General features: G+C 64.7%; 22 protein-coding genes and 1 riboswitch. Of the genes, 9 read left to right on the top strand and 13 right to left on the bottom strand.

Annotated elements, in window-relative coordinates:
* Positions 1-15 precede the first annotated feature (15 nt).
* Positions 16-102, top strand: a riboswitch (glycine riboswitch).
* A gap of 149 nt (positions 103-251) precedes the next feature.
* From gcvT to gcvP, 3 genes are read left to right on the top strand one after another with little or no spacing between them, the layout of a single operon-like run.
* Entirely contained in the window at positions 252-1,352 is a 1,101-nt protein-coding gene (gene gcvT / locus LB525_RS04795) for a glycine cleavage system aminomethyltransferase GcvT (protein ID WP_224543729.1), read from the top strand.
* A gap of 7 nt (positions 1,353-1,359) precedes the next feature.
* Positions 1,360-1,728, top strand: coding sequence for a glycine cleavage system protein GcvH (gene gcvH, locus LB525_RS04790; protein ID WP_095765085.1), 369 nt, complete (start codon positions 1,360-1,362; stop codon positions 1,726-1,728).
* Between the two features lie 16 nt (positions 1,729-1,744).
* Complete coding sequence (gcvP, locus tag LB525_RS04785; RefSeq protein ID WP_224543727.1) at positions 1,745-4,555, top strand: aminomethyl-transferring glycine dehydrogenase; 2,811 nt, start codon at positions 1,745-1,747, stop codon at positions 4,553-4,555.
* Between the two features lie 7 nt (positions 4,556-4,562).
* Here the strand turns inward: gcvP and LB525_RS04780 are convergent, their stop codons facing one another.
* The 9 genes from LB525_RS04780 to cpaB form a co-directional block, all read right to left on the bottom strand.
* A complete protein-coding gene (locus LB525_RS04780) occupies positions 4,563-5,735 on the bottom strand; it encodes a GGDEF domain-containing protein (RefSeq protein WP_224543724.1) in 1,173 nt (390 codons plus the stop codon).
* A 181-nt stretch (positions 5,736-5,916) separates the two neighbouring features.
* Positions 5,917-6,390, bottom strand: coding sequence for a tetratricopeptide repeat protein (locus LB525_RS04775; protein ID WP_224543722.1), 474 nt, complete (start codon positions 6,388-6,390; stop codon positions 5,917-5,919).
* 228 nt (positions 6,391-6,618) lie between these two features.
* The gene (locus tag LB525_RS04770) at positions 6,619-7,581 is read right to left on the bottom strand and encodes a type II secretion system F family protein (protein WP_224543720.1); all 963 of its coding nucleotides are present in this window, start codon (positions 7,579-7,581) and stop codon (positions 6,619-6,621) included.
* A gap of 1 nt (position 7,582) precedes the next feature.
* Entirely contained in the window at positions 7,583-8,548 is a 966-nt protein-coding gene (locus LB525_RS04765; protein ID WP_224543718.1) for a type II secretion system F family protein, read from the bottom strand.
* A 4-nt stretch (positions 8,549-8,552) separates the two neighbouring features.
* Entirely contained in the window at positions 8,553-9,974 is a 1,422-nt protein-coding gene (locus LB525_RS04760) for a CpaF family protein (RefSeq protein ID WP_224543716.1), read from the bottom strand.
* Positions 9,971-11,185, bottom strand: coding sequence for a CpaE family protein (locus LB525_RS04755; RefSeq protein WP_095765078.1), 1,215 nt, complete (start codon positions 11,183-11,185; stop codon positions 9,971-9,973). Before LB525_RS04755 ends, LB525_RS04760 begins: the two co-directional genes overlap by 4 nt.
* A 13-nt stretch (positions 11,186-11,198) precedes the next feature.
* Positions 11,199-11,471: a hypothetical protein gene (locus LB525_RS04750; RefSeq protein WP_140690575.1), complete on the bottom strand. Its 273-nt coding sequence runs from the start codon at positions 11,469-11,471 to the stop codon at positions 11,199-11,201.
* 4 nt (positions 11,472-11,475) lie between these two features.
* Positions 11,476-12,915, bottom strand: coding sequence for a type II and III secretion system protein family protein (locus tag LB525_RS04745; RefSeq protein ID WP_224525373.1), 1,440 nt, complete (start codon positions 12,913-12,915; stop codon positions 11,476-11,478).
* Positions 12,916-12,944: 29 nt separating this feature from the next.
* Complete coding sequence (cpaB, locus tag LB525_RS04740; RefSeq protein ID WP_224543713.1) at positions 12,945-13,859, bottom strand: Flp pilus assembly protein CpaB; 915 nt, start codon at positions 13,857-13,859, stop codon at positions 12,945-12,947.
* A gap of 251 nt (positions 13,860-14,110) precedes the next feature.
* Between cpaB and parE the strand changes: the two genes are divergently transcribed.
* The 3 genes from parE (at position 14,111) to LB525_RS04725 (ending at position 18,808) form a co-directional block, all read left to right on the top strand.
* A complete protein-coding gene (parE, locus tag LB525_RS04735; RefSeq protein ID WP_224525371.1) occupies positions 14,111-16,165 on the top strand; it encodes a DNA topoisomerase IV subunit B in 2,055 nt (684 codons plus the stop codon).
* 42 nt (positions 16,166-16,207) lie between these two features.
* Positions 16,208-18,289 carry an FUSC family protein gene (locus tag LB525_RS04730; RefSeq protein WP_224525369.1) on the top strand — a complete coding sequence of 694 codons (2,082 nt, stop codon included), beginning with the start codon at positions 16,208-16,210 and terminating at the stop codon, positions 18,287-18,289.
* 81 nt (positions 18,290-18,370) lie between these two features.
* The gene (locus LB525_RS04725) at positions 18,371-18,808 is read left to right on the top strand and encodes a VOC family protein (protein ID WP_224525367.1); all 438 of its coding nucleotides are present in this window, start codon (positions 18,371-18,373) and stop codon (positions 18,806-18,808) included.
* Between the two features lie 16 nt (positions 18,809-18,824).
* Here the strand turns inward: LB525_RS04725 and LB525_RS04720 are convergent, their stop codons facing one another.
* The gene (locus LB525_RS04720; RefSeq protein WP_224525365.1) at positions 18,825-19,946 is read right to left on the bottom strand and encodes a DUF2336 domain-containing protein; all 1,122 of its coding nucleotides are present in this window, start codon (positions 19,944-19,946) and stop codon (positions 18,825-18,827) included.
* 152 nt (positions 19,947-20,098) lie between these two features.
* Here LB525_RS04720 and LB525_RS04715 point away from each other — a divergent pair, with 152 nt between their 5' ends.
* Both LB525_RS04715 and LB525_RS04710 read left to right on the top strand, forming a co-directional pair.
* Complete coding sequence (locus LB525_RS04715; protein ID WP_224543712.1) at positions 20,099-20,551, top strand: MaoC family dehydratase; 453 nt, start codon at positions 20,099-20,101, stop codon at positions 20,549-20,551.
* Positions 20,551-21,432 carry an HpcH/HpaI aldolase/citrate lyase family protein gene (locus tag LB525_RS04710; RefSeq protein WP_224543710.1) on the top strand — a complete coding sequence of 294 codons (882 nt, stop codon included), beginning with the start codon at positions 20,551-20,553 and terminating at the stop codon, positions 21,430-21,432. The genes LB525_RS04715 and LB525_RS04710 overlap by 1 nt, the downstream gene beginning before the upstream one ends.
* 2 nt (positions 21,433-21,434) lie before the next feature.
* Here LB525_RS04710 and LB525_RS04705 read toward each other — a convergent pair whose 3' ends face one another.
* Together LB525_RS04705 and LB525_RS04700 are read right to left on the bottom strand one after the other, a co-directional pair.
* The gene (locus tag LB525_RS04705; protein WP_224543708.1) at positions 21,435-22,109 is read right to left on the bottom strand and encodes a methyltransferase family protein; all 675 of its coding nucleotides are present in this window, start codon (positions 22,107-22,109) and stop codon (positions 21,435-21,437) included.
* Between the two features lie 76 nt (positions 22,110-22,185).
* Positions 22,186-22,770, bottom strand: a complete 585-nt coding sequence (locus tag LB525_RS04700; RefSeq protein ID WP_095765068.1) for a nitroreductase — start codon at positions 22,768-22,770, stop codon at positions 22,186-22,188.
* 284 nt (positions 22,771-23,054) lie between these two features.
* Here LB525_RS04700 and LB525_RS04695 point away from each other — a divergent pair, with 284 nt between their 5' ends.
* A complete protein-coding gene (locus LB525_RS04695) occupies positions 23,055-24,020 on the top strand; it encodes a hypothetical protein (protein WP_224543706.1) in 966 nt (321 codons plus the stop codon).
* A gap of 9 nt (positions 24,021-24,029) precedes the next feature.
* Here the strand turns inward: LB525_RS04695 and LB525_RS04690 are convergent, their stop codons facing one another.
* The gene (locus tag LB525_RS04690) at positions 24,030-24,971 is read right to left on the bottom strand and encodes a lysophospholipid acyltransferase family protein (protein WP_224543704.1); all 942 of its coding nucleotides are present in this window, start codon (positions 24,969-24,971) and stop codon (positions 24,030-24,032) included.
* Positions 24,972-25,031 lie beyond the last annotated feature (60 nt).

Genomic DNA, 25,031 nt, shown 5'->3' with positions numbered 1-25,031 from the left:
TAGGCGACTGAGTCCTACCTGTTTGCGGGAGAGAGCAGCGCAAGCTGTCGCCGAAGGGGAAATCGCCCGAAATCTCTCAGGCAAAAGAACCGTGCACGGGAAAGACAACTCTGGAAAGTCGGGAATCTTCCCGCGCCGAAGGTGTAAGCGCTGCCGACAGAGTTACGGGGCGCGAGTCTCTCAGGCTTCAGACAGAGGGGCACGACTAGGCCGCCAATGGCGGTCGATCGCCGTGCGACTCTGGAGAAGACATGACAGGCCAAGACACCAGACACCTCCCCCTTGAGGATTTGCATCAGGCCGCGGGCGCGCGTTTCGGCGCCTTCGCCGGCTGGTCGATGCCGCTCACCTACCCACCCGGCGTGATGAAGGAGCATCTTCACACGCGCGAGCATGCCGGCCTGTTCGACATCTCGCATATGAAGCTGTTCGAGGTCTCCGGTCCGGGGGCCATCGCTTTGTTGAACCGCGCCTGTCCGCTCGATGCCGGCGCGCTGGAAATCTCGCAGTCCAAATACACCTTCTTCCTCAACGAGGCTGCCGGCATCATCGACGACCTCATCGTGACTCGCCTAGGCGATGACCGGTTCATGGTGGTGGCCAATGCCGGCAACGCGGTGGAGGACGAAAAGCATCTGCGCGCGCTTGCTGCCGGTTTCGAGGCCAGGGTCGATCCGCTCGACCGCGTCTTCCTGGCGATCCAGGGGCCGGACGCCTGGGCAGCTTTGGCGCGGGCCGGCATCGAGACCGGCTCGCTGCTTTTCATGCATGGGGTCGAGCCCCGGCAAAACTGGTTCATGAGCCGCTCCGGCTATACCGGCGAGGACGGTTTCGAGATCGGCCTGCCAGAAGCGGATGCGCGGGATCTGGTCGCCAGGCTGCTGGGAGACGAGCGCGTGCAGTGGATCGGCCTTGCCGCCCGCGACAGCCTGCGGCTCGAGGCCGGGCTTTGCCTGCACGGCCAGGACCTGACGCCCGAGATAGACCCGGCAAGCGCGGGATTGATGTGGGCAATTCCCAAGGAAGTTCGCGCTTCCGGCAATTTCATCGGCGCCGACGCGCTGCGCTCGATCATCGAGCGCGGGCCGTCGCAGAAGCGCGTCGGCCTGAGGCCCGATGGACGCCAGCCGGTGCGCGCGGGCGCCGCATTGATCGACGCCGACGGCCATCCGGCCGGTCATGTCGCTTCGGGCGGCTTCGGCCCATCGGCGGGTCACCCGGTCGCCATGGGCTATGTCAACGCCGCGCTTGCCAAGGCCGGCACGAAGCTCTTCGCCGATGTCCGCGGGACGAAAATTCCAGTGGACGTCACGCCCCTGCCCTTCACCCCACATCGCTACCGCAAAGGATGATTTCCAGATGGCAAAGACCTATTTCACGGAAGACCATGAGTGGCTGCGCGTCGACGGCGGCGTCGCTACGGTCGGCATCACCGATTATGCGCAGGAACAGCTCGGCGATCTCGTTTTCGTCGAGCTGCCGGAAATCGGCCGCAAGCTCGCCAAGGGCGACACCGCCGTCGTGGTCGAATCCGTCAAGGCGGCCTCGGACGTCTACGCGCCGGTCGACGGCGAGATCACCGAAGCCAACGCCTCCCTGTCGGCCGACCCCTCGCTGGTCAATTCGGCCGCGACCGGCGACGGCTGGCTCTGGAAGATGAGGCTGGCCAACGAAAGCCAGCTCGACAGCCTCATGGATGAAGCCGCCTACAAAGCCCATATTGGCTGATATCAGGATCTTGGAAATGACCGCAGCACCTATTCCCTTCTCGGCCCGCCACATCGGCCCAGGCGTCAACGACGTCAGGGCGATGCTCGCCGTCATCGGCGTTCCATCCGTCGAAACGTTGATCAGCCAAGCCGTGCCGCGATCGATCCGCCTCGACCTGCCGCTCAATCTGCCCGCTCCGGCGAGCGAAGCCGAAGCGCTGGCCGAATTGTCGGCGATCATGGCGAAGAACACGGTGCTGAAGAGCTTCATCGGCGCCGGCTATCACGGCGTCTTCGTGCCGCCGGTCATCCAGCGCAACCTGTTCGAGAACCCGGCCTGGTACACGGCCTACACCCCATACCAGGCCGAGATCAGCCAGGGCCGGCTGGAGATGCTGTTCAACTTCCAGACCCTGGTCGCCGAGCTTACCGGCCTGCCGGTGGCGTCGGCCTCGCTGCTCGATGAGGCGACCGCCGTCGCCGAAGCCGTCGGCATTGCGCTGCGCCACCACCGCGACAAGCGCAACAAGGTGGCGCTTGCCGGCACGCCGCATCCGCAGACGCTGGATGTCGTGCGCACCCGCGCCGAGCCGCTCGACATCGAGGTCGACGGCGAGACGATCGACGACAACACCGCCGCCCTGCTCGTCTCCTGGCCGGACACGTTCGGCGTCTATGGCGACCACAAAGCGGCGATCGAGAAGGCCCGCGCCGTCGGCGCGCTGGTCGTCTTCATCGCCGATCCGCTGGCGCTGACGCTGACGGATGCGCCGGCGAAGCTCGGCGCCGACATCGCCGTCGGTCCGATGCAGCGCTTCGGCGTGCCGATGGGCTTCGGCGGCCCGCACGCCGCCTATTGCGCCGTCTCCGACAAGCTGACCCGCCTGATGCCAGGCCGCCTCGTCGGCCAGTCGACCGACACCAAGGGCCGCCCGGGCTACCGGCTGGCGCTGCAGACGCGCGAGCAGCATATCCGCCGCGACAAGGCCACCTCCAACATCTGCACCGCACAGGCGCTGCTGGCCAACATGGCCACCGCCTATGCGATCTGGCACGGCCCCGCCGGCCTGCAGGCAATTGCCGGGCAGATCCACGCGTTGGCCGGCCGCCTCGCCTCGGGCCTCAAAGCAACCGGTGTTTCGGTGCTCGGCGCGAGGCGCTTCGATACGGTCACGGCCGAGGTGAAGGGCAAGGCCGCTTCGATCGCGCAAGCCGCCGAGAAGACCGGCCGGCTGTTGCGCGTCATCGATGCCGACCATGTCAGCATCGCCTTCGACGAGACCTCGACGGAAGCCGATCTCGAGGCGATCGCTGCCCTGTTTGGCGCCAAGCCCGGCGCGGCTGAAGGCAGCTCCATGCCGGGCAAGCCGCGCGGCAAGGAATTCCTCACCCAGCCGGTCTTCCACGACAATCATTCCGAAACCGAGATGATGCGCTTCCTGCGCCGTCTGGCCGACAAGGACCTGGCGCTCGACCGCACGATGATCCCGCTCGGCTCCTGCACCATGAAGCTCAACGCCGCCGCCGAGATGATGCCGGTGAGCTGGCCGAGCGTCGCCAATCTGCATCCCTTTGCGCCGGCCGGCCATTCGGCGGGCTATCGCAAAATGGCCGCCGACCTGGAGGCATGGCTGTCGGAAATCACCGGCTTCGACGCCGTCAGCCTGCAGCCCAATGCCGGCAGCCAAGGCGAATATGCCGGCCTGCTCGCCATTCGCGCCTATCACCGCGCGCGCGGCGAAGGCCACCGCACCATCTGCCTAATCCCGTCTTCGGCGCATGGCACCAATCCGGCAAGCGCCGCGATGGCCGGCATGAGCGTCGTCGTCGTGCGTTGCCTGGACGACGGCAATATCGACATGGACGATCTGCGCGCCAAGGCCAATGAGCATTCCAAGGACCTCGCGGCGCTGATGTTCACCTACCCTTCGACGCATGGCGTCTACGAGGAAGGCGCGCGTCATCTGTGCGCGCTGATCCACGAGCATGGCGGCCAGGTCTATTTCGACGGCGCCAACCTCAACGCCCTGGTCGGCCTCGCCCGTCCCGGCGACATCGGCGCCGACGTCTGCCACATGAACCTGCACAAGACCTTCTGCATCCCGCATGGCGGCGGCGGCCCGGGCGTCGGTCCGATCGGCGTCAGGGCGCATCTGAAACCCTATTTGCCGGGCCATGTCACCGAAGGCTCGGCGCATGCCGTGGCGGCGGCGCCCTTCGGCAGCGCCTCCATCCTGCCGATCACCTGGATGTATATCCGCATGATGGGCGGCACCGGCCTGAAGCAAGCGACGGAGACGGCGATCGTTTCGGCCAACTATGTGGCGACACGGCTCGCGCCGCACTACCCGCTGCTTTACAAAGGCAGAAGCGACCGCATCGCCCATGAGTGCATCCTCGACACGCGCGTTCTCAAGGAGAGCGCCGGCATCAGCGTCGACGACATCGCCAAGCGCCTGATCGACTACGGCTTCCATGCGCCGACGATGTCGTTCCCGGTTGCCGGCACGCTGATGGTCGAGCCGACCGAGTCCGAGCCCAAGCGTGAGCTCGACCGGTTTTGCGAGGCGATGATCGCCATCGCCGCCGAGGCGGCGAAAGTGGCGAAGGGCGAGTGGCCGTCCAACGACAACCCGCTGGTCAACGCCCCGCACACCGCGGCGGAAGCGCTTGCCGGCGAGTGGAAGCATCCCTATTCGCGGCTGGAGGCGGCCTATCCGGCGGGCGACGCCGATCTGGCCGCGAAATACTGGCCGCCGGTCTCGCGCATCGACAACGTCGCCGGCGACCGCAACTTGGTCTGCTCCTGTCCGCCGCTGTCGGAATATCTCGGCGCGGCCGAGTAGCGTCTGCTCAGGCAGACTTCAGGGCCGGCCCGGCATCGGGCTGGACCGCTCCGTCCTGAACGACGACACGGTTGCGCCCGGCACGCTTGGCCGCATAAAGCGCGGCGTCGGCCTGCGCCAGCACCTCATGGAGCGGACGGCCCGCGATCGACCCGAAACCCATGCCGCCGCTGACACTGCTGCGCAGCGGCCCGCGATGGGTCGCGACGACCTCGGTGCCGAAAGCGACGCCGATCCGGCTTGCAATGTCATGCGCTTTTTCCGGTGTCACGCGCGACATGACGAGCGCGAATTCCTCGCCGCCCAGCCGGAACGCGTCGATCCCTGTCCTGCCATATTTCCTGATCACCGCCGCGAAGCGGCAAAGGACCTCGTCGCCGACCGGGTGGCCGAAGACGTCGTTGGTCGTCTTGAAATGGTCGAGATCGAACATGGCGATCGCCATGAACGGACCGAAGCTGCGCTCGCCGTAAAGCTCGTTGAGCGCCCTGCGGTTCATCAGTCCGGTCAGCGGATCGGTCATCGTCTCGGCCTTGAGTTCGATCTGCGCCTGCAGATGGTGCAGCGACAGCGTCAACGCGCCGAGGCCGGTCATGCAGGCGACCGCGACGACGGAGTTCAAGCGCTCGGCCCAGTTGTCGGGCGCAGCGCCGAGCACCCACTGCCCTTGCGCCAGCAACGCCAGGCCGCACAGGGCGAAGGATAGGCCGCAAGCGCCGCTGAGGAACGAAACGACGAGCAGGATCCGGCGGTCATGATCCCCCTTCATCCAGAACATCGCGCCGATCGCGGCGAGCAGCGCCGTCACGGCCGCATAGGTGATCTGGAAGCCGATGCCGTCGAAGCCGAGATAAGTGACCAGCGCGCAGGCAGCCATTGCGGCCAGCGCCGGCACGATGGCGCGGCGATAGTCGCGGAAGCCGAGATACTGCATGGCCGACAGGCAGATCACCAGAAAACCCAAGGTCAGCAGCGCGAGCACGACCTGACACAGCCAGGGCTCGGGATCTTTGGTATAGCGCCAGAAGGCGACGACATGGGCGACGAGCACGAAGATGCCGCAGGCGACCGTGAGCACGAAGCGCGCCCGCGGCGTGGTGAACCAGATCGCAAACATGGTGATGCTGAGGCATGTGCCCGACAGCGCCGCCGCGAGCAGGAGCGAACTGAAATCCAACATCCCTGAAGAACTGCCTCTAGCGTCTGCCCGGTGCCCTTCCCTTCAGTGTAGGCTGGCGGGGGCCGGCGCAAATCGTTTTCGGCCGACGCCCATCGCTACCTCGACACAGGGTTTACAAAGCGTCGACAGGCGAGGCGAAACCCCCATGACAAATACACGGGATACGGGAAGCACAGAGGAATCAGCCCTTGTCGAGCAGCGCCAGATTGGCGTTGACCACTGTCTGGTCGGCCATGCCGGCCTTGGCCTCGAGCAGCAGCGCGCGCGCCTTTTTCTTGTTGCCGCGCAGGAGCTGCGAATAACCCATATTGTTGACGATCTGCGGCTTGCGCCCGGCGACCTTCAGCAGCTGCGCGTAGGCGCGATCGGCGAAGTCGAAGCGGCCGAGCTCGTCATAGGACGCGGCGAGCCCCATCCAGGCCTCGGCATTGTCGGATTTGAGTTCGACCGCCTTGCGGAAATGCTGCTCGGCAAGACCGAAATTCGCCTCGCGGAACTGCGCCTTGCCTTCGATGAGGTCGTTGGCGCTGACATCCTTGGCCACCGGCTGGATCGCCGTGGTCTTGGTCGTGTCGACATTGTTGTTCGTCGTACAGCCGGTAATCATCAAGACGGCCGCCAACGCCGCCGCTGCCCTGGGAAGTCTTTGACGCATGCCCCTGCCCCATCGCCCGATTTGCCGGGTCGTTCTTCAGGAAAAACGATACAGGACAGCGATTAAGCTTCGGTGCCGAAATGCAGATAAAATTCGGTTGCGCGCCAAGGAGGCGTTAACCACGGCTATGTCCTGGATTCAGGTCAGGCCGAGTCGAAAATGGCGGATTCCGAGAACCGGGGCGGAGCGCAGGAAGCTGCCGTTTGCAAACCGGCCTCAGCTGAATACTCAATGCGCGGTCAGCTTCACGATGATCGGAATGATAGCGATCATCAGCACCACCGGCAGGATACAGACCGTCACCGGGACCGACATCTTGGCCGGCAGGGCATGCGCCTTCTCCTCGGCCAGCGACATGCGCTTGTGCCGCATTTCGTCGGAAAAGACACGCAGCGAGCCCGACAGGCTGGTGCCGAGCTCCTTCGATTGCTGCAACAGCGTCGCGAAGGAGCGAACCTCGTCGAGGCTGAGACGGTCGGCTAGCGCCTTCAGCGCATCATCGAGGCTGCGCCCGGCGCGCAGCTCCAGCGACACCAGGATCAGGTTTTGGCTGAGCGACGGGTAGGTCCTGGCTAGCTCCTTGGAGACCCGCTCGATGCCGGCCTCCATGCTCATGCCGGCATCGGAGCAGACGATCATCAAATCCATGAAATCGGGAAAGCCGTTGCGGTATTCGCGCATCTTTTCCCGCACCTTCTGCGTCAGCACCAGGCCCGGCAGGAAATAGCCGCCGGCCCCCGACAGGATGATGAAGGTCCAGCGGCTGGTCATGGTTGACTCGGCGCTGGCCGCCCAGTGGTTGATCAGGAACGCGCCGAGCGCTGCCCCAACCATGGTGGCGAAGCGAACGAGGAAGAACATGCCGACTGCGCGCGGCTCCATATAGCCGGCCTGGATGAGTTTCATGCGCAGCCGGGCGACATTTTCCGGGTCGCTCTTGGCATAGAACTCCTGCGCCCGCTTCACCGCCTTCTCGCGCACGGCATTGGTGCTCTTCTTGGGCGCGGACTCCGCCTGCTCAGCCGGCTGCAATGTCTCGACCTTCAGCCGGCGCTTGACCTCGCCGCGATCGCCCTTGGCGAGCACCAGCGGCCAGGCGACGGCGCCGCCGCCCAGCACAAGCAGCAGCACCGCAACCGGGACCAGCGAGCTCGGCGCGAGCGAGGCGAGGAAGCGGATGACGTCTTCCATCTCAGAACCTGAAATTCGACATCTTGAACATGATGGCGTTGCCGAGCAGCAGCCAGATGATGGAGCCGCCCAGCATGTACCAGGTCTTCGGCACGTCCCAGACATCCTGGTAGAACTGCGGCATCAGCACCATGATGGCGGTGAACAGAAGCACCGGCACCGCGGTCAGGATGTAAGCCGACATGCGCCCTTCCGTCGAAATGGCGCGCACCTTGCGGCGCAGCTTGCCGCGGTCGCGGATCGTCGCCGACAGGCCGTCGAGGATTTCGCGCAGGTTGCCGCCCGAACTGCTCTGGATCGACACCGCCGTGACGAACAGCGGCAGGTCCTCATGGCCCACCCGGTCGAAGAGATTGTTCAACGCCGAGACCAGATCGGAGCCGTAGGTCACCTCGTCGGCGACGACGCCGAACTCGGTGCCGATGGGATCGGCCATCTCGCGCGCCACCATGGCGATCGCCACCGGCACCGGATGGCCGGCCTTCAGGCCGCGCGTGATCAATTCAAGCGCCTCAGGCAGTTGCATCCCGAAACGCTTGTGCCGGCGCTTGCGCATCCAGCGCAATGCCATGACCGGCAACACCGGCAACAGCAAGAGAAGCAGGATAAGGCCGAACAGGAGCGGCAAGCCCTTCCAGATCGCCACGAGCGCCAGGGCGAGAGCGATCCCCGATGTGATCGTCAGGAATTTCGGCAGCGGCGTGCTTATGCCGGACTGCGTGCGCAGGGCGCGGAAGCGGTCGAGGGAAAAGATGGAGGTGCCGCCGTCGATACCGCGTTCCTTGCGCAGTTGGATCAGCACCTGCTCCTGGCTGATCTTGTTCTCGGCGAGCTTCATCCGGCGGTTGATGGCCGTGCGCTTGTCGCTGCGCCCGGCATAGAGCAGATAAAGGCCCTCGGCGATCATGATGCCGGTGAGCGCCGCCGCGGCGTAGACGACGTAGACCGGGCTGAATCCCTCGAACACCGGCCTAGTCCTGCGGCCGGCCGGGCTCGAAATACTTGCCCGGGAATTCGATGCCCATGTTGCGCAGATCCTCAAGGAAGCGCGGGCGGATGCCGGTCGCTTCGAAGTGCCCGAGGATCCTTCCGTCCGCTTCCATGCCGGTGCGCACGAAGCGGAAGATCTCCTGCATCTGGATGACGTCGCCTTCCATGCCGGTCACTTCGGCGACGCTGGTCACCTTACGTTTGCCGTCGGAAAGGCGCGTCAGTTGGACGATGATGTCGATGGCGCTGGAAATCTGGCTGCGGATCGACTGCACGGTCATCGGCATGCCGGTCATCCCGAGCATCTGTTCCAGACGCGAGATGGCATCGCGCGGCGTGTTGGCATGGATGGTGGCCATCGACCCTTCATGGCCGGTGTTCATCGCCTGCAGCATGTCGAAGGCTTCCTCGCCGCGACATTCGCCGAGGATGACGCGGTCGGGGCGCATGCGCAGCGCGTTCTTGACCAGGTCGCGCTGCTTCAATTCGCCCTGGCCCTCGATGTTGGCCGGACGCGTCTCCATGCGCGCGACATGCGGCTGCTGCAATTGCAGCTCGGCCGCGTCCTCGATGGTGATCAGGCGCTCGTCTTCCGGAATGAAGGCCGACAAAGCGTTGAGCATCGTCGTCTTGCCCGTGCCGGTGCCGCCGGAGATGATCGTGGTCTTGCGGGCATGCACCGCCGCCGCCAGCACCTCGGCCATGTTCTGGGTAATGGCGCCGAATTCGACGAGCTTGTGCAGGCCGAGCTTGTTCTTGGAGAACTTGCGGATCGACACCAGCGGGCCGTCGACGCCGACGGGGCGGATCGCCGCGTTGAAGCGCGAGCCGTCGAGCATCCGGGCGTCGACCATCGGCTGCGATTCATCGACGCGGCGGCCGACTGCGGCGACGATTTTATTAATGATTCTAAGCAGATGCGCCTCATCCTTGAACGGGATGTGGACCTGCTGCAGCTTGCCGCGTTTTTCGACGAAGCAGTTCTGGTGGCCATTGATCAGGATATCGTTGATCTCGGGGTCCTTGAGCAGCGGCTCCAGCGGGCCGAGGCCGACCATCTCGTCGACGATGTCGTCGACCAAGGCGTCGAGCTCGGCATTGTTGATTGCCATCCGCTCCTGGCGCGTCTTTTCCGAGACGAAATCATGCACCTGCCGGCGCATTTCATCCCGGGGCAGCCGCTCCAGCGCCACGAGGTTGATCTCCTCGAGCAGCATGCGATGGATGCGCACGCGTGCGTCCAGCACCTTGTTGGCGCTCTTTGCGGGGGCTGCCTCAGGCCTGGGCGGCGCCGGTTTGCGGGTCGTCGGGATGATCACTGCATTGTGCGTGACCGGCGCGGGTTCGGGCGCCCGCTGCGGGCGGACGTCGCGGCTCTGCAGGTTGGAGAAGCGGCTGGTCATCCTGCCTTCCTCTTCAGCAAGCCTTTGCCCAGGCCGAACAGCGACCTCGACTTGGCGATCGTCTGGACGGCCTCCTCGGGCAGGATGATCTTCTTCAGGTCGTTGACGACATTGGCGTTGGGGTCGATGGCGTGCAGCGGTACGCCGCGGTCGACCGCCTCGCGCACCAGCCGGTAATTGTTGGAGATGCCGCCGACGAAATGCTCGCCGAGTATCTCCTGAACGTCGGCCTGCTTGATGCCGTTGTCGAACATCTTCTGCTCGAAGCGGTTGACGATGACGTTGGGCTTCACTTCCTTGCCGGCGGTCTCATACACGGCCTGGATGAGACGCTGCGTATGGCGCAGGCAGGGCACCGTCATCTCGGCGACGATATAGAGCTTGTTGGAACCCAGCAGCACCGTCTCGGTCCAGGGGAACCAGGTGCGCGGCATGTCGATGACGACATTGTCGAAATAGGCCGCCACGAGGTCGAGCATGCGCACCACGACATCGGTCTTGAACGAGCGCATGTCCGAGGGTCGCGTCGGCGCGGCAAGCACGCACAGCCCGCTCGCATGCTTGGACAGCATCACGTCGAGCAGTTGCCGGTCGAGGCGCTCCGGCTGGTTCTCGATTTCGGTGATGTCGAAGCGCGGTTCGAGGTCGAGATATTCGGCGCAGGCGCCCTGCTGGAAATTGAGGTCGACGACGCAGGTCGAGGCGCCCCGCATCACCGAATGATGCAGCTGGAAGGCCGTCTGCAAGGCGAGCGTGGTGGTGCCGACACCGCCGGCTGCCGGCATGAACGTGTAGATGTGCGATTCGGTGTTCTCTTCCCGCCCCGGTCCTTGCAGCGCACGGATGACGGAACGCACGAGGTCGGCCGTGGTGATCGGCTTGACCAGGAAATCGGCGACCTTGAGCTGCACCAGGATGCGTACCGCCGCCGCGTTGAATTCCTGGGTGACGACGACCACCGGAACGCTGCCTTCCAGCCGCCGCATGACGCGCTGCAGCGACTCGATTTCCTCGAGCTTGGCTGCATCCATGTCGACGATGACCGTGCCGAAGTCCGCCTCGAGGATCTCGCCGCGCAGTTCGTTGACGCTCTTTTCCAGCGTCAAGAGCTCAATGACCTCGGAGGCCGCGAAAGCCGTCCGCGTGTCCTGCAAGAACGTCCTGTCCGTCGAAACGAGCAGGATCTTCTTGGTCTTGCTACCAGATGCCATCCTCGCCAGCCCATCAATTCGATGTTGTTGATGATGTCGTCGGTGACGACACGGAGCCGGCCTTCGCACCGACGGCAGCGCTCTCGGAGCCCGGACGCTGGGCTGGCACCAGGAGCCTTGTGTTCTGGACGCCGTACTTCCAGGGATCGACCATCTGCATGGCGGTGTTGGACGCCTGCGCGTTGCCGGCCGCCAAGGTCACCCCTTCGGCGCGTACATAGTCGTCGCTGGTGCAACCGCCGGCGAAACCGGCGAGCAGCAGAGCGATGCAAACGGGGATGCGCATGGCCTTAATCCTTTGGCAGATCGAGGAAGTGGCCGGACGTGGCGGCAGCCACCGGGCGGGCGGCGCTGCCGTCAGCCAGCGCCACCGGACGCTTTGACGCCGAGGCGTTCACTTCCTCGGTGTTGTTCAGGAAATAGTCGGCGGGACTTGCCGGCTGGGTGCCGTCGGTCGGCTCGACCATCTTCTTCGAGGGATCGACCGGCTTGACCAAGTAGGGCGTGACGATGATCACCAGATCGGTTTCGCGCCGCTGATAGGACTTCGAGGAAAACAGCGGGCCGAGCACCGGCAGCTTGCCGATCCCCGGCACCCGCGATGTCGTGATGTCGTTCTGCGACTGCAGGAGGCCGGCGATCATGAAACTCTGGCCGTTCTTGAGGTCGACCGATGTCCTGGCGCGGCGCACGATGAAGGCCGGAATGGAAATGCCGCTGCTGACCTGGATGGAAGCGGACGGGTCGATCGAGGACACTTCCGGCGCGATGTCGAGGCTGACCAGCCCGTCCTTCAGCACCGTCGGCGTGAAATCGAGGCCTACGCCGTACTTCTTGTAGGTGACGCTGATCTTGCCATTGTCTTCGGAAACCGGGATCGGGAATTCGCCGCCGGCAAGGAAGCTCGCCGTCTGGCCCGAACGCGCGATCAGGTTCGGCTCCGCCAGCCGTCGCGCCAGGCCGCGTTCCTCCAGCGCCTTGATGGCGATATCGATGGAAACGCCGTTCGACAGCAGGCTGCCGATGATCTCGCCTGTTCCCGCTGCTGTCAGGTTTCCTCCATCCGGATTCAGCACGACTTTGCGGTTGCCGATGCCATAGGCGAAATTGGCGGCGTATTTGGCGCCGAGGTCCTGGCCGGCCTGGCGGTTGATCTCGACGAATCGGACGTTGAGCTGAACCTGCTGCGAGGACGAGATGTTGACCGAGTTGATGACTTCCTCATTGCCGGAAAAGCGTGACGCAATCTTGCTGGCTTTGTCGGCGGCGACCGCATCGTCGGCTTCGCCCGACAGCACGACGCGCCCGTTTGCCGAGCCGACCTTGATCTTGGCGTCGGGCACGCTGGCGCGGATGGTGCTGGCCAACTGGTCGGTATCCAGCGTCACCTCGATGTCGATGGTGCCGACAAGCTGCTTGTTCTGGTCGAACAGGGCAATGCCGGTGGTACCCAGGTTGTTGCCCAGCACATAGAAGGATTTGTCGGTCAGCGGGTTGACGTTGGCGATCTCCGGATCGCCGATGACGATCTGGTAGAAGGCGGCGCTCGTCATGATCGTCTTCGGCTTGCCCTTGGCGACCTTGATCGAGGCGTTCTTGTTCGCCGAGACATAGACGACGTCATTGCCCGCCCTTGCCGGCGCGGCGACGGCAAGCACTGTCGCCGCCAGCGCAATCACGCCGAGAAGACGCCATCCCCCGGTCGTCCGAAATGTATCAAACCCGAACATCTTGCCCCGTCCCCGCCGGTCCCCACCGGCTATTGCTGCAGTTCCTGCGGCGGTTGCCGCGAAGGAACCTTGTATTCCTCGACCTTGTCGCCGCGCGTCACGATCACCGTCTTGAATTTCGGCTCGTCCTGGTCCTTCGTCACCGCATTGACGAGCGAGGCGCCGCTCGCCTGCGCATTTGCGGCAACCGAACCGCCGAAGGACGAGATGGTCGTCAGCCCGCTTTCGCTGGCGCTGGCGTCGGCGGCCGACCGCAGCGACAACGACAGCGTGCCGACGGTGCGGGCAAGCGCCACCTTCTGCGCCCCGTCGTTGGTCACCTCGATGGTCACCGAATTGGCGACTTGCGGCTCGGTCTTGCGTTCATCGGCGCCCTGTCCGACCGAGAGCACCTTGGCATCGGAGACAACGATCTCGGACGTGACGGTCGAGCCGGCAGCCCCTTGAGCATTCTTGGACACTTCCTGGATGTCCCCAGCATCGCGCGTCAGCACGACGTCGACGCGGTCTCCCGGCGTGATGAAGCCGCCGACGCCGGCGATCTCGTCGGTGCGGATGGTGACGGCCCGCATTCCCGCCGACAGCATGTTGGAAAGCGTGGCGCGGCCGTTCGGTCCCGACAGCTTGGTGAGCAGCACCGGTTCGTTGACCTCGATCGGCGACAGCACGACCCGGCTGCCGTCCGCAAGCAGCTTGTCGATTGTCGGGAAAGCGCCCTGCGGTAGTGAATCCTGCGGCCACGGAATCTCGGCGAGTTGCGGCCGTCCAAGCTCCATGCCGTAGCGCAGCGGCGCTTGCGCCACCACGATGGTCTTGAACTCGACCTTGGGCTGCTGCGGCGCCACGACGACCTTGACCTCGGCCTGAGCCTTCGCCTGGCTCTTGACCCAGAAATCCGCCGCAAAGATCGAGATCGCGCCGAAAACGGCGGCGATGCCGATCATGGTTATGGCCCTGCCCCTCACAATGGAACCCCTGACGCCCGTGGTCTTTTGTTGGGCCTCACGCTAGGCGTTAATGTTAAAGAATCAGGAATCCCGCGACCCGCCAACCGCCCTATTTCGGCCGGCTTGGTTATCGAATGGTTTTAGAATAAGAGACAGTTTGAATCCCTGAACGGAACAGGAACTCGTTCGCCCGCCAAAAGCGTGGCAGTATCCACGAATGATTCGCATTACCGGACGCTAGGCCTCGCATGGACGACAACAACGACCTCTTCGGCAAGATGGAAAAGCCGGCACAGCAAGTGCGCGCGCCCTCGCGGCCCGCCGATCCGCTGGTGCAGGCGGCGAAGCGTACGACCGCCACCCGCGACGGCAGCGAGGGCTACAGCGCCGCCGATATCGAGGTGCTGGAAGGGCTCGAGCCGGTGCGGCGCCGTCCTGGCATGTATATCGGCGGCACCGACGACAAGGCGATGCATCACCTGTTCGCCGAGGTCATCGACAATTCGATGGACGAAGCGGTGGCCGGCCACGCCACCTTCATCGACGTCGAGCTTTCCGCCGACGGGTTCCTGACCGTCACCGACAACGGCCGCGGCATCCCGGTCGATCCGCATCCGAAATTCAAGAAGCCGGCGCTCGAAGTCATCATGACCACGCTGCATTCGGGCGGCAAGTTCGACTCCAAGGTTTACGAGACCTCCGGCGGCTTGCACGGCGTCGGCGTCTCGGTCGTCAATGCGCTGTCCGACCACCTCGAGGTCGAGGTCGCGCGGGGTCGTCAGCTCTACCGGCAGCGTTTTTCGCGCGGCGTCCCGGTCAGTGGATTGGAGCATCTCGGCGAGGTCCACAACCGCCGCGGCACGAAGACCCGCTTCCATCCCGACGAGCAGATTTTCGGCAAGGGCGCCGCCTTCGAACCGGCGCGCCTTTACCGCATGACGCGCTCGAAGGCCTATCTGTTCGGCGGCGTCGAGATCCGCTGGACCTGCGATCCGTCGCTGATCAAGGACAAGGATCAGACGCCGGCAAAGGCCGAGTTCCATTTCCCCGGCGGCCTCAAGGACTATCTCAAGGCGACGCTGGGCGACGAATTCCAGGTCACGCGCGAGGTTTTCGCCGGGAAGAGCGACAAGCAGGGCGGCCACGGTTCGCTCGAATGGGCTGTGACCTGGTTCGGCGGCGACGGTTTCCTCAACTCCTATTGCAACACCATTCCGACCCCCGAAGGCGGCACGCATGAGGCCGGCTTCCGCAACGTGCTGACGCGCGGGCTGCGCGCCTACGCCGACCTCATCGGCAACAAGCGAGCTTCGATCATTACCACCGATGACGTGATGATCTCGGCCGCCGGCATGCTGTCGGTGTTCATCCGCGAGCCGGAATTCGTCGGCCAGACCAAGGACAGGCTGGCGACGATCGAGGCAATGCGCATCGTCGAAAACGCCCTTCGCGACCCGTTCGACCACTGGCTGGCGGACAATCCGCAGGAAGCCTCCAAGCTTCTGGAGTGGGTCATCGCGCGCGCCGACGAACGCGTGCGGCGCCGGCAGGAAAAGGAAGTCTCGCGCAAAAGCGCGGTGCGCAAGCTGCGCCTTCCGGGAAAGCTTGCCGACTGCACGCAGAACGCCGCCGCGGGCGCCGAGATCTTCATCGTCGAGGGCGACTCGGCCGGCGGCTCGGCCAAGCAGGCGCGCGACCGTGCCAGCCAGGCAGTGCTGCCGCTGCGCGGCAAGATCCTCAACGTCGCCTCCGCCGGCAACGACAAGCTTGCTGCCAACCAGCAGATTTCCGATCTCATCCAGGCGCTCGGCTGCGGCACGCGTTCGAAATATCGCGACGAGGATCTGCGCTACGACCGCGTAATCATCATGACTGACGCCGACGTCGACGGCGCGCACATCGCTTCGTTGCTGATCACCTTCTTCTATCAGGAGATGCCGAACCTGATCCGCGGCGGCCATCTCTACATGGCCGTGCCGCCGCTCTATTCGATCCGGCAAGGCGGCAAGGTCGGCTATGCCCGCGACGACGCGCACAAGGACGAACTGCTGCGCACCGAGTTCACCGGGCGCGGCAAGGTCGAGATCGGCCGCTTCAAGGGCCTGGGCGAGATGATGGCCTCACAGCTCAAGGAGACCACGATGGATCCGAGGAAGCGCACGCTTTTGAGGGTCGACGTGATCGACGCCGAGCAGGCCACCAAGGATGCCGTCGACGCGCTGATGGGCACCAAACCCGAGGCGCGCTTCCGCTTCATCCAGGAGCGCGCCGAATTCGCCGAGGCGGACGTGCTGGATATCTGATCGCCTACCGGTCCATAACAGTCTCCTGCACGGAGAACCGGTGTGACCTGGACGCGGTTTAAAGAGCTTGTCGAGACGCCCTTAAGCGGTCTGACGCAGCCGACCCGTTCGGACTGGGTTTTTGCCCTGCGCACGGTTTCGGCCGGACTGGTCGCGCTGCTTGCCGCCTACGCGCTGAAGCTCGATCATCCGCAATGGGCGATGATGACGGTGTTCATCGTCGCGCAGCCGGTCGCCGGCATGGTGCTGGCAAAGGGCTTCTACCGGCTGCTCGGCACGCTGGCCGGCGGTCTCGCTGCAGTCGGCATCACATCGCTGTTCGGCGCCGACCCGTGGCTGCTTGTCACCGTGCTGGCGCTCTGGATCGGCGTCTGCACCCTGGTCTCGTCGCTGTTGCGCAACCCCGAAGCCTATGGCGCCGCGCTTGCCGGCTACACGGCGATGATCATCAGCCTGCCGGCCCTCGGACAACCGCATATTGTCGTCGACCTTGCCGTCGCGCGTTGCGCGGAGATCGTGCTCGGCATCGTCTGCGCCGGCGTGACCAGCCGGTTGATCCTGCCAAAGCTCGCGGCCGACGCTATCATTTCCAGGTTGAAGCGCAGCATCCTCGACCTTGCCGAATATGCCGGCGGCGCCTTTTCCGGCGGCGACCCGGCGAGCCTCGCCGCGCTCCAGCGCAAGCTGATCGCCGATGCCCAGACGCTCGCCGAGATGCGCACCTATGCGCGGCTGGAAGCGCCGAGCTTCGCCACCCGCGCCCATCCGGTGCGGCGCACGATCGGTCAGCTTCTGTGGGCGCTTTCGGCGGCGCGCGCATTGCACAGCCACCGCAGGCCGAAGAACGCAGCGCTCATTCCCATGCGCAGCGAATTGAAAGCCTTCGTCGGTGAACTGGCGGCGACGCCCGGCGCGCTCGATGACACAGGGCCATGGGTGGCAAGGCTCGACGCGATCGCGAGCAAAGCCAGGGAGATGCCCGAACTGCCCAACGATACCGGCTCCAACGATAACGGCGAAGACAAGGTCGGCACCATCACCCGCCTGACCATCGCCGGCGATTTCGCCGAGGCGCTGAAGCAGGTGATGCGCGGTCTTGACGCGCTTCGTTCGCCTGTCTCCCGCAAATCGAGCGAGCGGGGCCAGCCGGCGCTGGTTGTCCACCGCGACTACCAGGCCGCATGGCGCAATGCCGTGCGCGCCGCGCTGGCGACGTTGCTCGTGGCGATCTTCTGGCTGACGACCAGATGGTCGGAAGCGGCCGGCACCGTCATCCTCGTCGCCGTCGTCTCCAGCCTGTTCGCATCGCGCCCGGATCCCGTGCAGTCCGCCTGGGGTTTTTTCACCGGCACGCTGATCGCGCTGCCTTTTGCCTTCCTTGTCGGCCAGGTCGCGCTTCCGGCGCTGCCGGGCTTCGGCTGGTTCACACTCTTCGTCGTGCCGATCTTGGTGCCCGCGGCGCTCGGCATGGCCAATCCGCGCCATGTCGGCGTCGCCACCGCCTTCGCCATCAACTTCCTCGCCTTCCTCAGCCCGCATCAGCAGATGATCTACGATCCCGGGCCGTTCTTCGCCGGCTCGGCCTCGATCCTGGTCGGCATTCTGATTGCCATCGGTGTCTTCATCGTCGTGCTGCCCGCCGATCCCTGGATCACCGTGGAGCGCATCTCGCAGGCGATGCGCGAGGACCTGGCCCGGCTTTGCCTGCATGAGCGCATTCCCCGCCGTTCGGCCTTCGAAAGCCTCGCCTATGACCGGATCAATCAGTTGATGCCGCAGGTCCAGCAGACGGGCCGCAAGGGCGATCCCATTCTCGGCGGCAGCATCGCGGCCGTCACCGTCGGACTGGAAGTGCTGCGGCTGCGCCACGCGCAACTGAACTCCGCCGTCCCGCACGAAACAGTCGAGTCCATCGGCAATTTCCTGCGCGGCCTGGCGCGCGAATTGCTGTTTCGGCAACTGGGCGAGCCGCAGACCGCGACCATCGCGGTGGCGAGGCAATACGCGGCCAGCATCGCCCAACGCAGCGATCGGCTCGAAATGCTGCAGATCGCCGCCTCGCTGCGCATCATTGCCGCGGCGATGGAAGATTACCCGGATTTCTTCGCGAGGGGTCGCGCTTAACCACCTCGGGACCTGTCTGGTTTGGGCCCTTTCCGGGCATAGGTCCTTGCTGGACTGGTCGACACCTTTTAGGTTGGACACATGGCGCTCAAGCGGATGGACAATGTCGGAATCGTCGTCGATGACCTCGACAGCACGGTTGATTTCTTTCGCGAGCTCGGCCTTGAACTCGAAGGGCGTGCCGCGATCGAAGGAGAGTGGGCCGGGCGTGTCACTGGGCTCGGCGACCAGCATGTTGAGATCGCCATGATGCGCACGCCGGACGGCCACAGCCGGCTCGAGCTGTCCCGCTTTCTCAGGCCGCCTGTCATTGCGGATCACCGCAATGCCCCGGTGAACGCATTGGGCTATCTCCGGATCATGTTCGCCGTGGACGACATCGACGACACGCTAGAGAGGCTCCGCAAGCGCGGCGCTGAGCTCGTCGGCGAAGTCGTCCGGTACAAGGACGCGTATCGCCTTTGCTACATCCGTGGACCTGAAGGCCTTCTCATCGGCCTCGCCCAGGAACTCAGCTGAGACGTGATATGTGTCCTTAGGCGGCGGCGATGGCCAGCGCGTGCCCACGCGCGTTTTCACGCAGGGCGTCGAGATGGATCGACTTCACCAGCCCTGCGAGATCGCCCTCGGCCGCTTGGCCGCCGAGCTCTTTCAGCATCAGCCAGCTCACTTCCTGAACGCCGGCGACACGCCGGCCATTGGCGACCTCGCGCCAGACTTTCAGCGCCCGCAGGATGATGCCATGCGTGGCCGGCGCAAGCCCGGCGCTGCGGAACAGCGCCTGCAGCGCAACGTCGTGCCCGCCGGCGAGAAGTGCCGTCACCCGTTGCTCGGATTGTCGGGCTAGAGCCACCAGGGTCGAGCCGAAGAAGTCCACCTTGCCATGTGCGATGGTGCGGATGATGAAACCGGCGGTGAGGTCGCCGCGCAGCCGCAGATGCTCGATCAGTGCGGCATGCTCCTCCATGCGCGTTCCCTCGATCAGCGTGACCGAGGCTTTCACGCAGGCATCGCGCATGACGCGATCAGCGCGCGCCGCCCCCATCATCGCCAGCACCAGCGGCGAACCTTTCAAGGTCTCGCCGAGCTTGACCAGCAACATGTGCCGGCAGTCGGCCGGCAGGCGCCGATCGGCAATCAGCGCCTCGCGCACGAGCGGCAGGTGGCCATGCCGCTCGGCCATGCGGCGGAAGCTGAGCGAAGCAATCTCGGCACCGCTGTTGCTAATCAGCACGGCGCAGGCTTCCGGTTCGCCGATCTCGGCGATTGCCGCCGCAAGCGACATCGACACCACCGGACGGTTGGCAATCAGCTTCTGCGTCGCCTTCTGGCCGCAGGCGACGCGCTCGACCAGGTCGGCATCGGTAAGCAGCGGCGAACGCGCGAGCACCAGCGCCGCCACTTCCGGCTGGTCGGCGGCCAGAGCGCTGATCACCTGCGGCGGCGCGTGATGGCTCATCGACAGCGCCTCGGCAAGCGCCAGGCGCACCTTGGACGAAGCGTCGTCCAGAAGCAGCGTCAGCGCCGCCTCGGCGGCACAGCGATCCTCGAACGGCAGATCGGAGTTGATATAGGCGCGCGCCAACGCGCTCGCGGCGGCGGCACGCTCGGAAACCCTTGCCGTATCAATCCATTTTAGAAAATGCGAAACAACCATACCGACCAGCTGCGCCCTTGCCGGAAAGGTCCCGGCCCCGTTGTGAACGGTAGGCTGCAAATGGTTTACGAACGGTTCACCATGTTTCTTAACCGGCTTGATGGGGGCGCCGCCAACGCCTATCAAGCAAGGACATCGGAGGAAATCGAACCATGGCCGGGCTTTATCTGGAAGAGTTTGTCGTCGGCCATGTCTTCCGCCACACGCTGCGCAAGACCGTGACCGAGAGCGACAACATGCTGTTTTCGGTGATGACGCTTAACCCGCAGCCGTTGCACATCGATTTCGACTTTGCCGCGAAAACCGAATGGGGCAAGCCGCTGGTGAATTCGCTGTTCACGCTCGGCCTGATGATCGGCATCTCGGTGAACGACATCACCGTCGGCACCACGGTCGCCAATCTCGGCATGAAGGAAACGGTGTTTCCGTACCCCGTCTTTCACGGCGACACCATCCGGGTCGAGACGACGGTCATCTCCGTGCGTGACTCCAAATCGAAACCCGATCGCGGTATCGTCGAGTTCGAGCACCGCGCCTACAATCAGAACGACATTCTTGTCGCCAAATGCACCAGGCAGGCGATGATGCTGAGGAAGGCGGCCTGATGCGCTCGCTGCTCTTCGTGCCCGGCGATTCCGAGCGCAAGCTGGAAAAGGGATTCGAGGCCGGCGCCGACGTGGTCATCGTCGATCTCGAAGATTCCGTTGCCCCCGCCAGCAAGGCGGCGGCGCGCGCGACCGCGGCCGGGTTCATCTCGAGTCAAAGAGACCGGACGGGTTCGGCAATCTATGTGCGGGTCAACGATCTTTCCACCGGCCTGACAGACGCCGATCTCGCGGCGCTCGTCGTGGCGAAGCCCGACGGCATCATGCTGCCGAAGTCGAACAGCGGGCAGGACGTCCAGCAGCTGGCGTCAAAGCTTCGAGTGCACGAGGCCGAGAACGGGCTTCCGGACGGCGCCATAAGAATCCTGCCGATCATCACCGAGACCGCGGCGGGCGTGCTGGCGGCGGCGAGCTATGCCGGCGCAAGCGCGCGGCTTGCCGGCCTGACCTGGGGCGCGGAGGATCTGTCCGCGGCAATCGGCGCGCGCGCCACCCGCGACGAGAGCGGCCGCTACACCGACGTGTTTCGCCTGGCGCGGACCATGACCATTCTGGCGGCCGGCGCGGCCGAAGTCGCCGCCATCGACACCATCTTTCCCGACTTCCGCGACATGGCCGCCCTCGAGAAGGAATGCTGCGAGGCCGAGCGCGACGGCTTTACCGGCAAGATGGCGATCCATCCGGCGCAGGTGCCGGTCATCAATGCCGCCTTCACGCCGTCCGCCGAAGCGGTCGCGCGATCGCGGGCGATCGTCGATGCCTTCGCGGCGGCGGGAAATCCGGGCGTCGTCGGCATCGACGGCAAGATGTACGACAGGCCGCATTTGCGTCTGGCCGAGCATTTATTGGCTCGCGCCCGAGCGGCGGGCAGCCTTGCCTGAGGTTACCAGACCATCGGGATCAGCTTGTAGCGCACGCGCGCGGCATAAACGTCATAGCCCTGCAGGCCGGTTCGCAACGTCTTTTCCTCGATGAAGGTGCGGATGCCGAGCAGGACGATGAAGACAAGCACCGACGCCAGTCCCCACCAGGAACCAAGCAGCAGCGCCGTGCCGGCGAAATAGAATATGGCGCCGGCATACATCGGATGGCGGACATAGCTGTAGGGACCTGTCGTGATTACCTTCTGTCCGCGCTCGTCCTGGATCTTCACGACAGGCGCCGCGAAGCTGTTTTCCAGCATAGTGAGATAGCAGATCCAGATGCCGGCGAGCAGGACCAGCACGCCGACCAGTTGCACCCAGACGGGAGCTGCCGACCAGCCGAAACGGATATCGAGCCCCATCAGGACCAGCCAGGCGAAGATACCGAGCAGCAATATGCTGAGCACAATCTTGTCGGCCGCGGTCTGGGTCTTCTGGATCGGCGGGCGGAGGCGCTCATTCATCAGGCCTGGATCGCGCCGGGCGAGCGCGACGCCCATGGTCAGGCTCAGCCCGACCATCACGACCACATACACCCAAGCTCCGGTCCAGTGCAGCGTGCCGGCCGACAGAAACAGCAGCACGCCCATGATGCCGAACCATACGAATGTCTGGAAAACCAATCTCGAGATCATGACCAACCTTCCGTGACGTCCCCCACCACTATTGGCCGCCCGCTGCCGCCGTTCCTCCGAAAACCCGCAAAAACACCTAACCGGCCCAGGGACCGGCGTAATCGCCATAGAGCTTTGCCGGATCGGGCCGCGGCCGCTCCGGCGCCGGCCCCTGATACGAGCCGATATGGACGAAGCCGATGACACGCTCCTGCGGCGACAGCCCGAGGATCGCCCTGCCCTCCGGAACGTCGGAATACCAGTTGCTGATCATGTTGGTGCCATAGCCCAGCGCGTTCGCCGCGATCATCAGGTTCATCGCCGCCATGCCGCCCGACAGGAACATCTCCCATTGCGGGATCTTCGGGTTCTCCTTCGGCACCGACACGACGCCGATCACCAGCGGCGCGCGCGAGAAGCGCGCCAGTTCCTGGTTGCGCCGGCCTTCCGGCAGCGGCCCCTCGCGCTGTTCGGCAAGTGCTGCCAGCTTCTTGCCGATCTCGATGCGCGCCTCGCCGCGATAAAGGATGAACCGCCATGGCTCGAGCCGGCCGTGGTCGGGAACGCGCGAGGCGGCTGCGATCATCGTCGCGATCTCGGCATCGCTCGGCGCCGGTTCCTTGAGGTCGGGTATCGGCGCGGAATTGCGGGTGAGCAGGAAGTCGATGATCGGCGACGCCATGGGCGCAAGTCTCCTAAGCATTCAATAGCATTCAATTTTGAGCTGAAGCACGCCATCGGGAGGTCGGGCGGCTCGGGCGGTGGCGTTTTGCGCCGGATAAGAAGCCGCCGCGCAAGGCGGCGCGCTTCTAGAGCATGATGCCGAAAAGTGTGAAGCGGTTTTCGGACGACATCATGCCCTACTTCTTTGACTTAGAGCCGGATTCAGATTTCAGGTCAATTCGACCTGAAATCATCCGGCCCTAGGCCTTGAAATTGCCACCGCCTTGGGCTTCAACGCAAGGCATGTTTGAGGGGATCTTGCGCCTTTTCGTGATCGCACTCGTCGCTGCGTTGTTCGCGGTGCCGGTTTCCTTCGCGCTGGCCCAGAACGCCAACGACATCGGCGACATCAAGCTTCCAGGCATTTCGAGCTACGCAACGCCGAAGGCCGGGACGCCGCTGGCGCTCGGCAACGGCGGCGCCATCACGCTGTCGGCGCAGTTGACCGACAAGGGCGCCGACATCACCCGCGGCATCGTCTGGCGGGTTTTCAGGCCGCAGCCCGCCAGTGATGGCAAACTGCCGATGGTAGCATCCGCCCATGGCGGCACGGCCGTGTTCCAGCTCGACCCCGGCAGTTATCTTGTCCATGCCTCCTACGGACGCGCCGGCGCCACCAAGCGCATCACCGTCGGCAAGGAGGCAAGGCGCGAAAGCCTTGTGCTCGACGCCGGCGGCCTTAAGCTTGACGCGGTGACGTCCGGCGGCGCGCCCATCCCGCCGAAGAAATTGCGCTTCTCGATCTATGAAGGCCAGGCCGCGGCCAATGGCGACCGGGCGCTGATCGCCCCCGACGTCGCGCCGAACACCGTTGTGCGGCTGAACGCCGGCACCTACCACGTCGTCTCCACCTATGGCGCGGTCAACGCCGTGATCCGCTCCGACATCCGCGTCGAGGCCGGCAAGCTGACGGAGGCGACCGTCGAGCACCGCGCTGCCGAGATGACGATGAAGCTGGTGCGCGAGCCCGGCGGCGAGGCCATCGCCGACACGTCCTGGTCGCTGCTCAACGAGAGCGGCGATCCGATCAAGGAAGCGGTCGGCGCCTTCGCCTCGATGGTGCTGGCCGAAGGCCAATACACCATCATCGCCAAGAACCGCGACCGTATCTACCAGAAGGATTTCACGGTCGTTGCCGGCCAGAACCAGGAAATCGAGGTCGTGGCCAACGAATCCTCAGCCATCGACCCCGAGGAAGGCGCGGACTGATCGGGCTGATCAGGCCGCCTTGCGCATCCGCTTCGGCAGGAACGGCACGCGGCCACGCTGCGCGGAAGGCGTCGCCAGATCGAAGACCGCGCGATAGAGGCGATCGAGCAGCGCCTTGCGGTCGCGCAGCGGCTCGAGGTCGCTCCATCTCAGCACGTCGCCGATGCGCACCTCGATCGCCTTGCCCGACAGTCGGGCGAATTCGCGGATAAGCAAGGAGGTGCGCAGCGTCAGCGACGCCTTGCCTATGAACTTCGCCACGCGATTGTCGCGCTCGGCCATATTCATCGGGCCGCTGACGAGATGGAACAGGCGGCCGTTCTGGCCGGAGAAATGCATCGGGATGACCGAGGCCTTGGCGTCCTGGACGAGCTTGGCCGGGAACATCTTCCACGGCAGGTCGATGGCGCGGCCGAAACCCTTCGGCGCCGTGGCGACGCCGCCGGCCGGGAACACGACGATAGTGACGCCTTCCTTCAACAGCCGCACCGCTTCATGGCGCACAGCCATGTTGTTCTTCAACGCTTCCTTGGTCTCGGAAAAATCGATCGGCAGCGAATAGGGCTCCATCTCGCGGATCCTGAGCAGATCCTTGTGGATCATGACCCGGAACGGCCGGCCGAGCTGCTCAGCCAGCGACAGCACCGCAATGCCGTCGCCGATACCGAAGGGATGGTTTGCGACGATGACCAGCGGCGTGTCCGGCAGCGCTGGCGGCGGCCATTGCACGGCGTTGCGGACCTTGACGTCGATCAATTCCAGCATGCGGCTGAATACGCGGTCGCCTGTCGGCACCACCTGGCGGCGCCAGAAATCGTAGAGCACGGCGAAGCGGTCGCGCCCCGAGAGGCCCTCGACCGAATGGATGAACCAGCGCGTCAGCACCGGTTGATGCGGGTTGGCGTAGGAAAGCTCGGGAAACCGTCTTTCCCGCAGTTTCAACTTGAGCATGGCGGCTCGTTACAAGGCTGGCGTGACAGGCATATGAAAATGGCGGTGGACACGCCACCG

Origin of the sequence: Mesorhizobium sp. CA16 (assembly GCF_020165175.1) — a bacterium.
GTDB lineage: Bacteria > Pseudomonadota > Alphaproteobacteria > Rhizobiales > Rhizobiaceae > Mesorhizobium.
Note: the sequence above shows the minus strand (reverse complement) of the source record. Positions and strands in the feature narration are given on the sequence as shown.

What these genes read in the sequence shown, in the direction of transcription:
- LB525_RS04700 (WP_095765068.1), bottom strand. Translation starts at nt 22,770, where the DNA reads ATGGCGTCGCCGATCATCGACTTCCTGCTCACCCGCAATTCCGCGCCG.
- LB525_RS04710 (WP_224543710.1), top strand. Translation starts at nt 20,551, where the DNA reads ATGCGCTCGCTGCTCTTCGTGCCCGGCGATTCCGAGCGCAAGCTGGAA.
- LB525_RS04760 (WP_224543716.1), bottom strand. Translation starts at nt 9,974, where the DNA reads ATGACCAGCCGCTTCTCCAACCTGCAGAGCCGCGACGTCCGCCCGCAG.
- gcvP (WP_224543727.1), top strand. Translation starts at nt 1,745, where the DNA reads ATGACCGCAGCACCTATTCCCTTCTCGGCCCGCCACATCGGCCCAGGC.
- LB525_RS04725 (WP_224525367.1), top strand. Translation starts at nt 18,371, where the DNA reads ATGGCGCTCAAGCGGATGGACAATGTCGGAATCGTCGTCGATGACCTC.
- parE (WP_224525371.1), top strand. Translation starts at nt 14,111, where the DNA reads ATGGACGACAACAACGACCTCTTCGGCAAGATGGAAAAGCCGGCACAG.
- LB525_RS04745 (WP_224525373.1), bottom strand. Translation starts at nt 12,915, where the DNA reads ATGTTCGGGTTTGATACATTTCGGACGACCGGGGGATGGCGTCTTCTC.
- LB525_RS04705 (WP_224543708.1), bottom strand. Translation starts at nt 22,109, where the DNA reads ATGATCTCGAGATTGGTTTTCCAGACATTCGTATGGTTCGGCATCATG.
- LB525_RS04770 (WP_224543720.1), bottom strand. Translation starts at nt 7,581, where the DNA reads ATGGAAGACGTCATCCGCTTCCTCGCCTCGCTCGCGCCGAGCTCGCTG.
- LB525_RS04750 (WP_140690575.1), bottom strand. Translation starts at nt 11,471, where the DNA reads ATGCGCATCCCCGTTTGCATCGCTCTGCTGCTCGCCGGTTTCGCCGGC.
- LB525_RS04695 (WP_224543706.1), top strand. Translation starts at nt 23,055, where the DNA reads ATGTTTGAGGGGATCTTGCGCCTTTTCGTGATCGCACTCGTCGCTGCG.
- LB525_RS04690 (WP_224543704.1), bottom strand. Translation starts at nt 24,971, where the DNA reads ATGCTCAAGTTGAAACTGCGGGAAAGACGGTTTCCCGAGCTTTCCTAC.
- gcvH (WP_095765085.1), top strand. Translation starts at nt 1,360, where the DNA reads ATGGCAAAGACCTATTTCACGGAAGACCATGAGTGGCTGCGCGTCGAC.
- LB525_RS04775 (WP_224543722.1), bottom strand. Translation starts at nt 6,390, where the DNA reads ATGCGTCAAAGACTTCCCAGGGCAGCGGCGGCGTTGGCGGCCGTCTTG.
- LB525_RS04755 (WP_095765078.1), bottom strand. Translation starts at nt 11,185, where the DNA reads ATGGCATCTGGTAGCAAGACCAAGAAGATCCTGCTCGTTTCGACGGAC.
- LB525_RS04720 (WP_224525365.1), bottom strand. Translation starts at nt 19,946, where the DNA reads ATGGTTGTTTCGCATTTTCTAAAATGGATTGATACGGCAAGGGTTTCC.
- LB525_RS04780 (WP_224543724.1), bottom strand. Translation starts at nt 5,735, where the DNA reads ATGTTGGATTTCAGTTCGCTCCTGCTCGCGGCGGCGCTGTCGGGCACA.
- gcvT (WP_224543729.1), top strand. Translation starts at nt 252, where the DNA reads ATGACAGGCCAAGACACCAGACACCTCCCCCTTGAGGATTTGCATCAG.
- LB525_RS04715 (WP_224543712.1), top strand. Translation starts at nt 20,099, where the DNA reads ATGGCCGGGCTTTATCTGGAAGAGTTTGTCGTCGGCCATGTCTTCCGC.
- cpaB (WP_224543713.1), bottom strand. Translation starts at nt 13,859, where the DNA reads ATGATCGGCATCGCCGCCGTTTTCGGCGCGATCTCGATCTTTGCGGCG.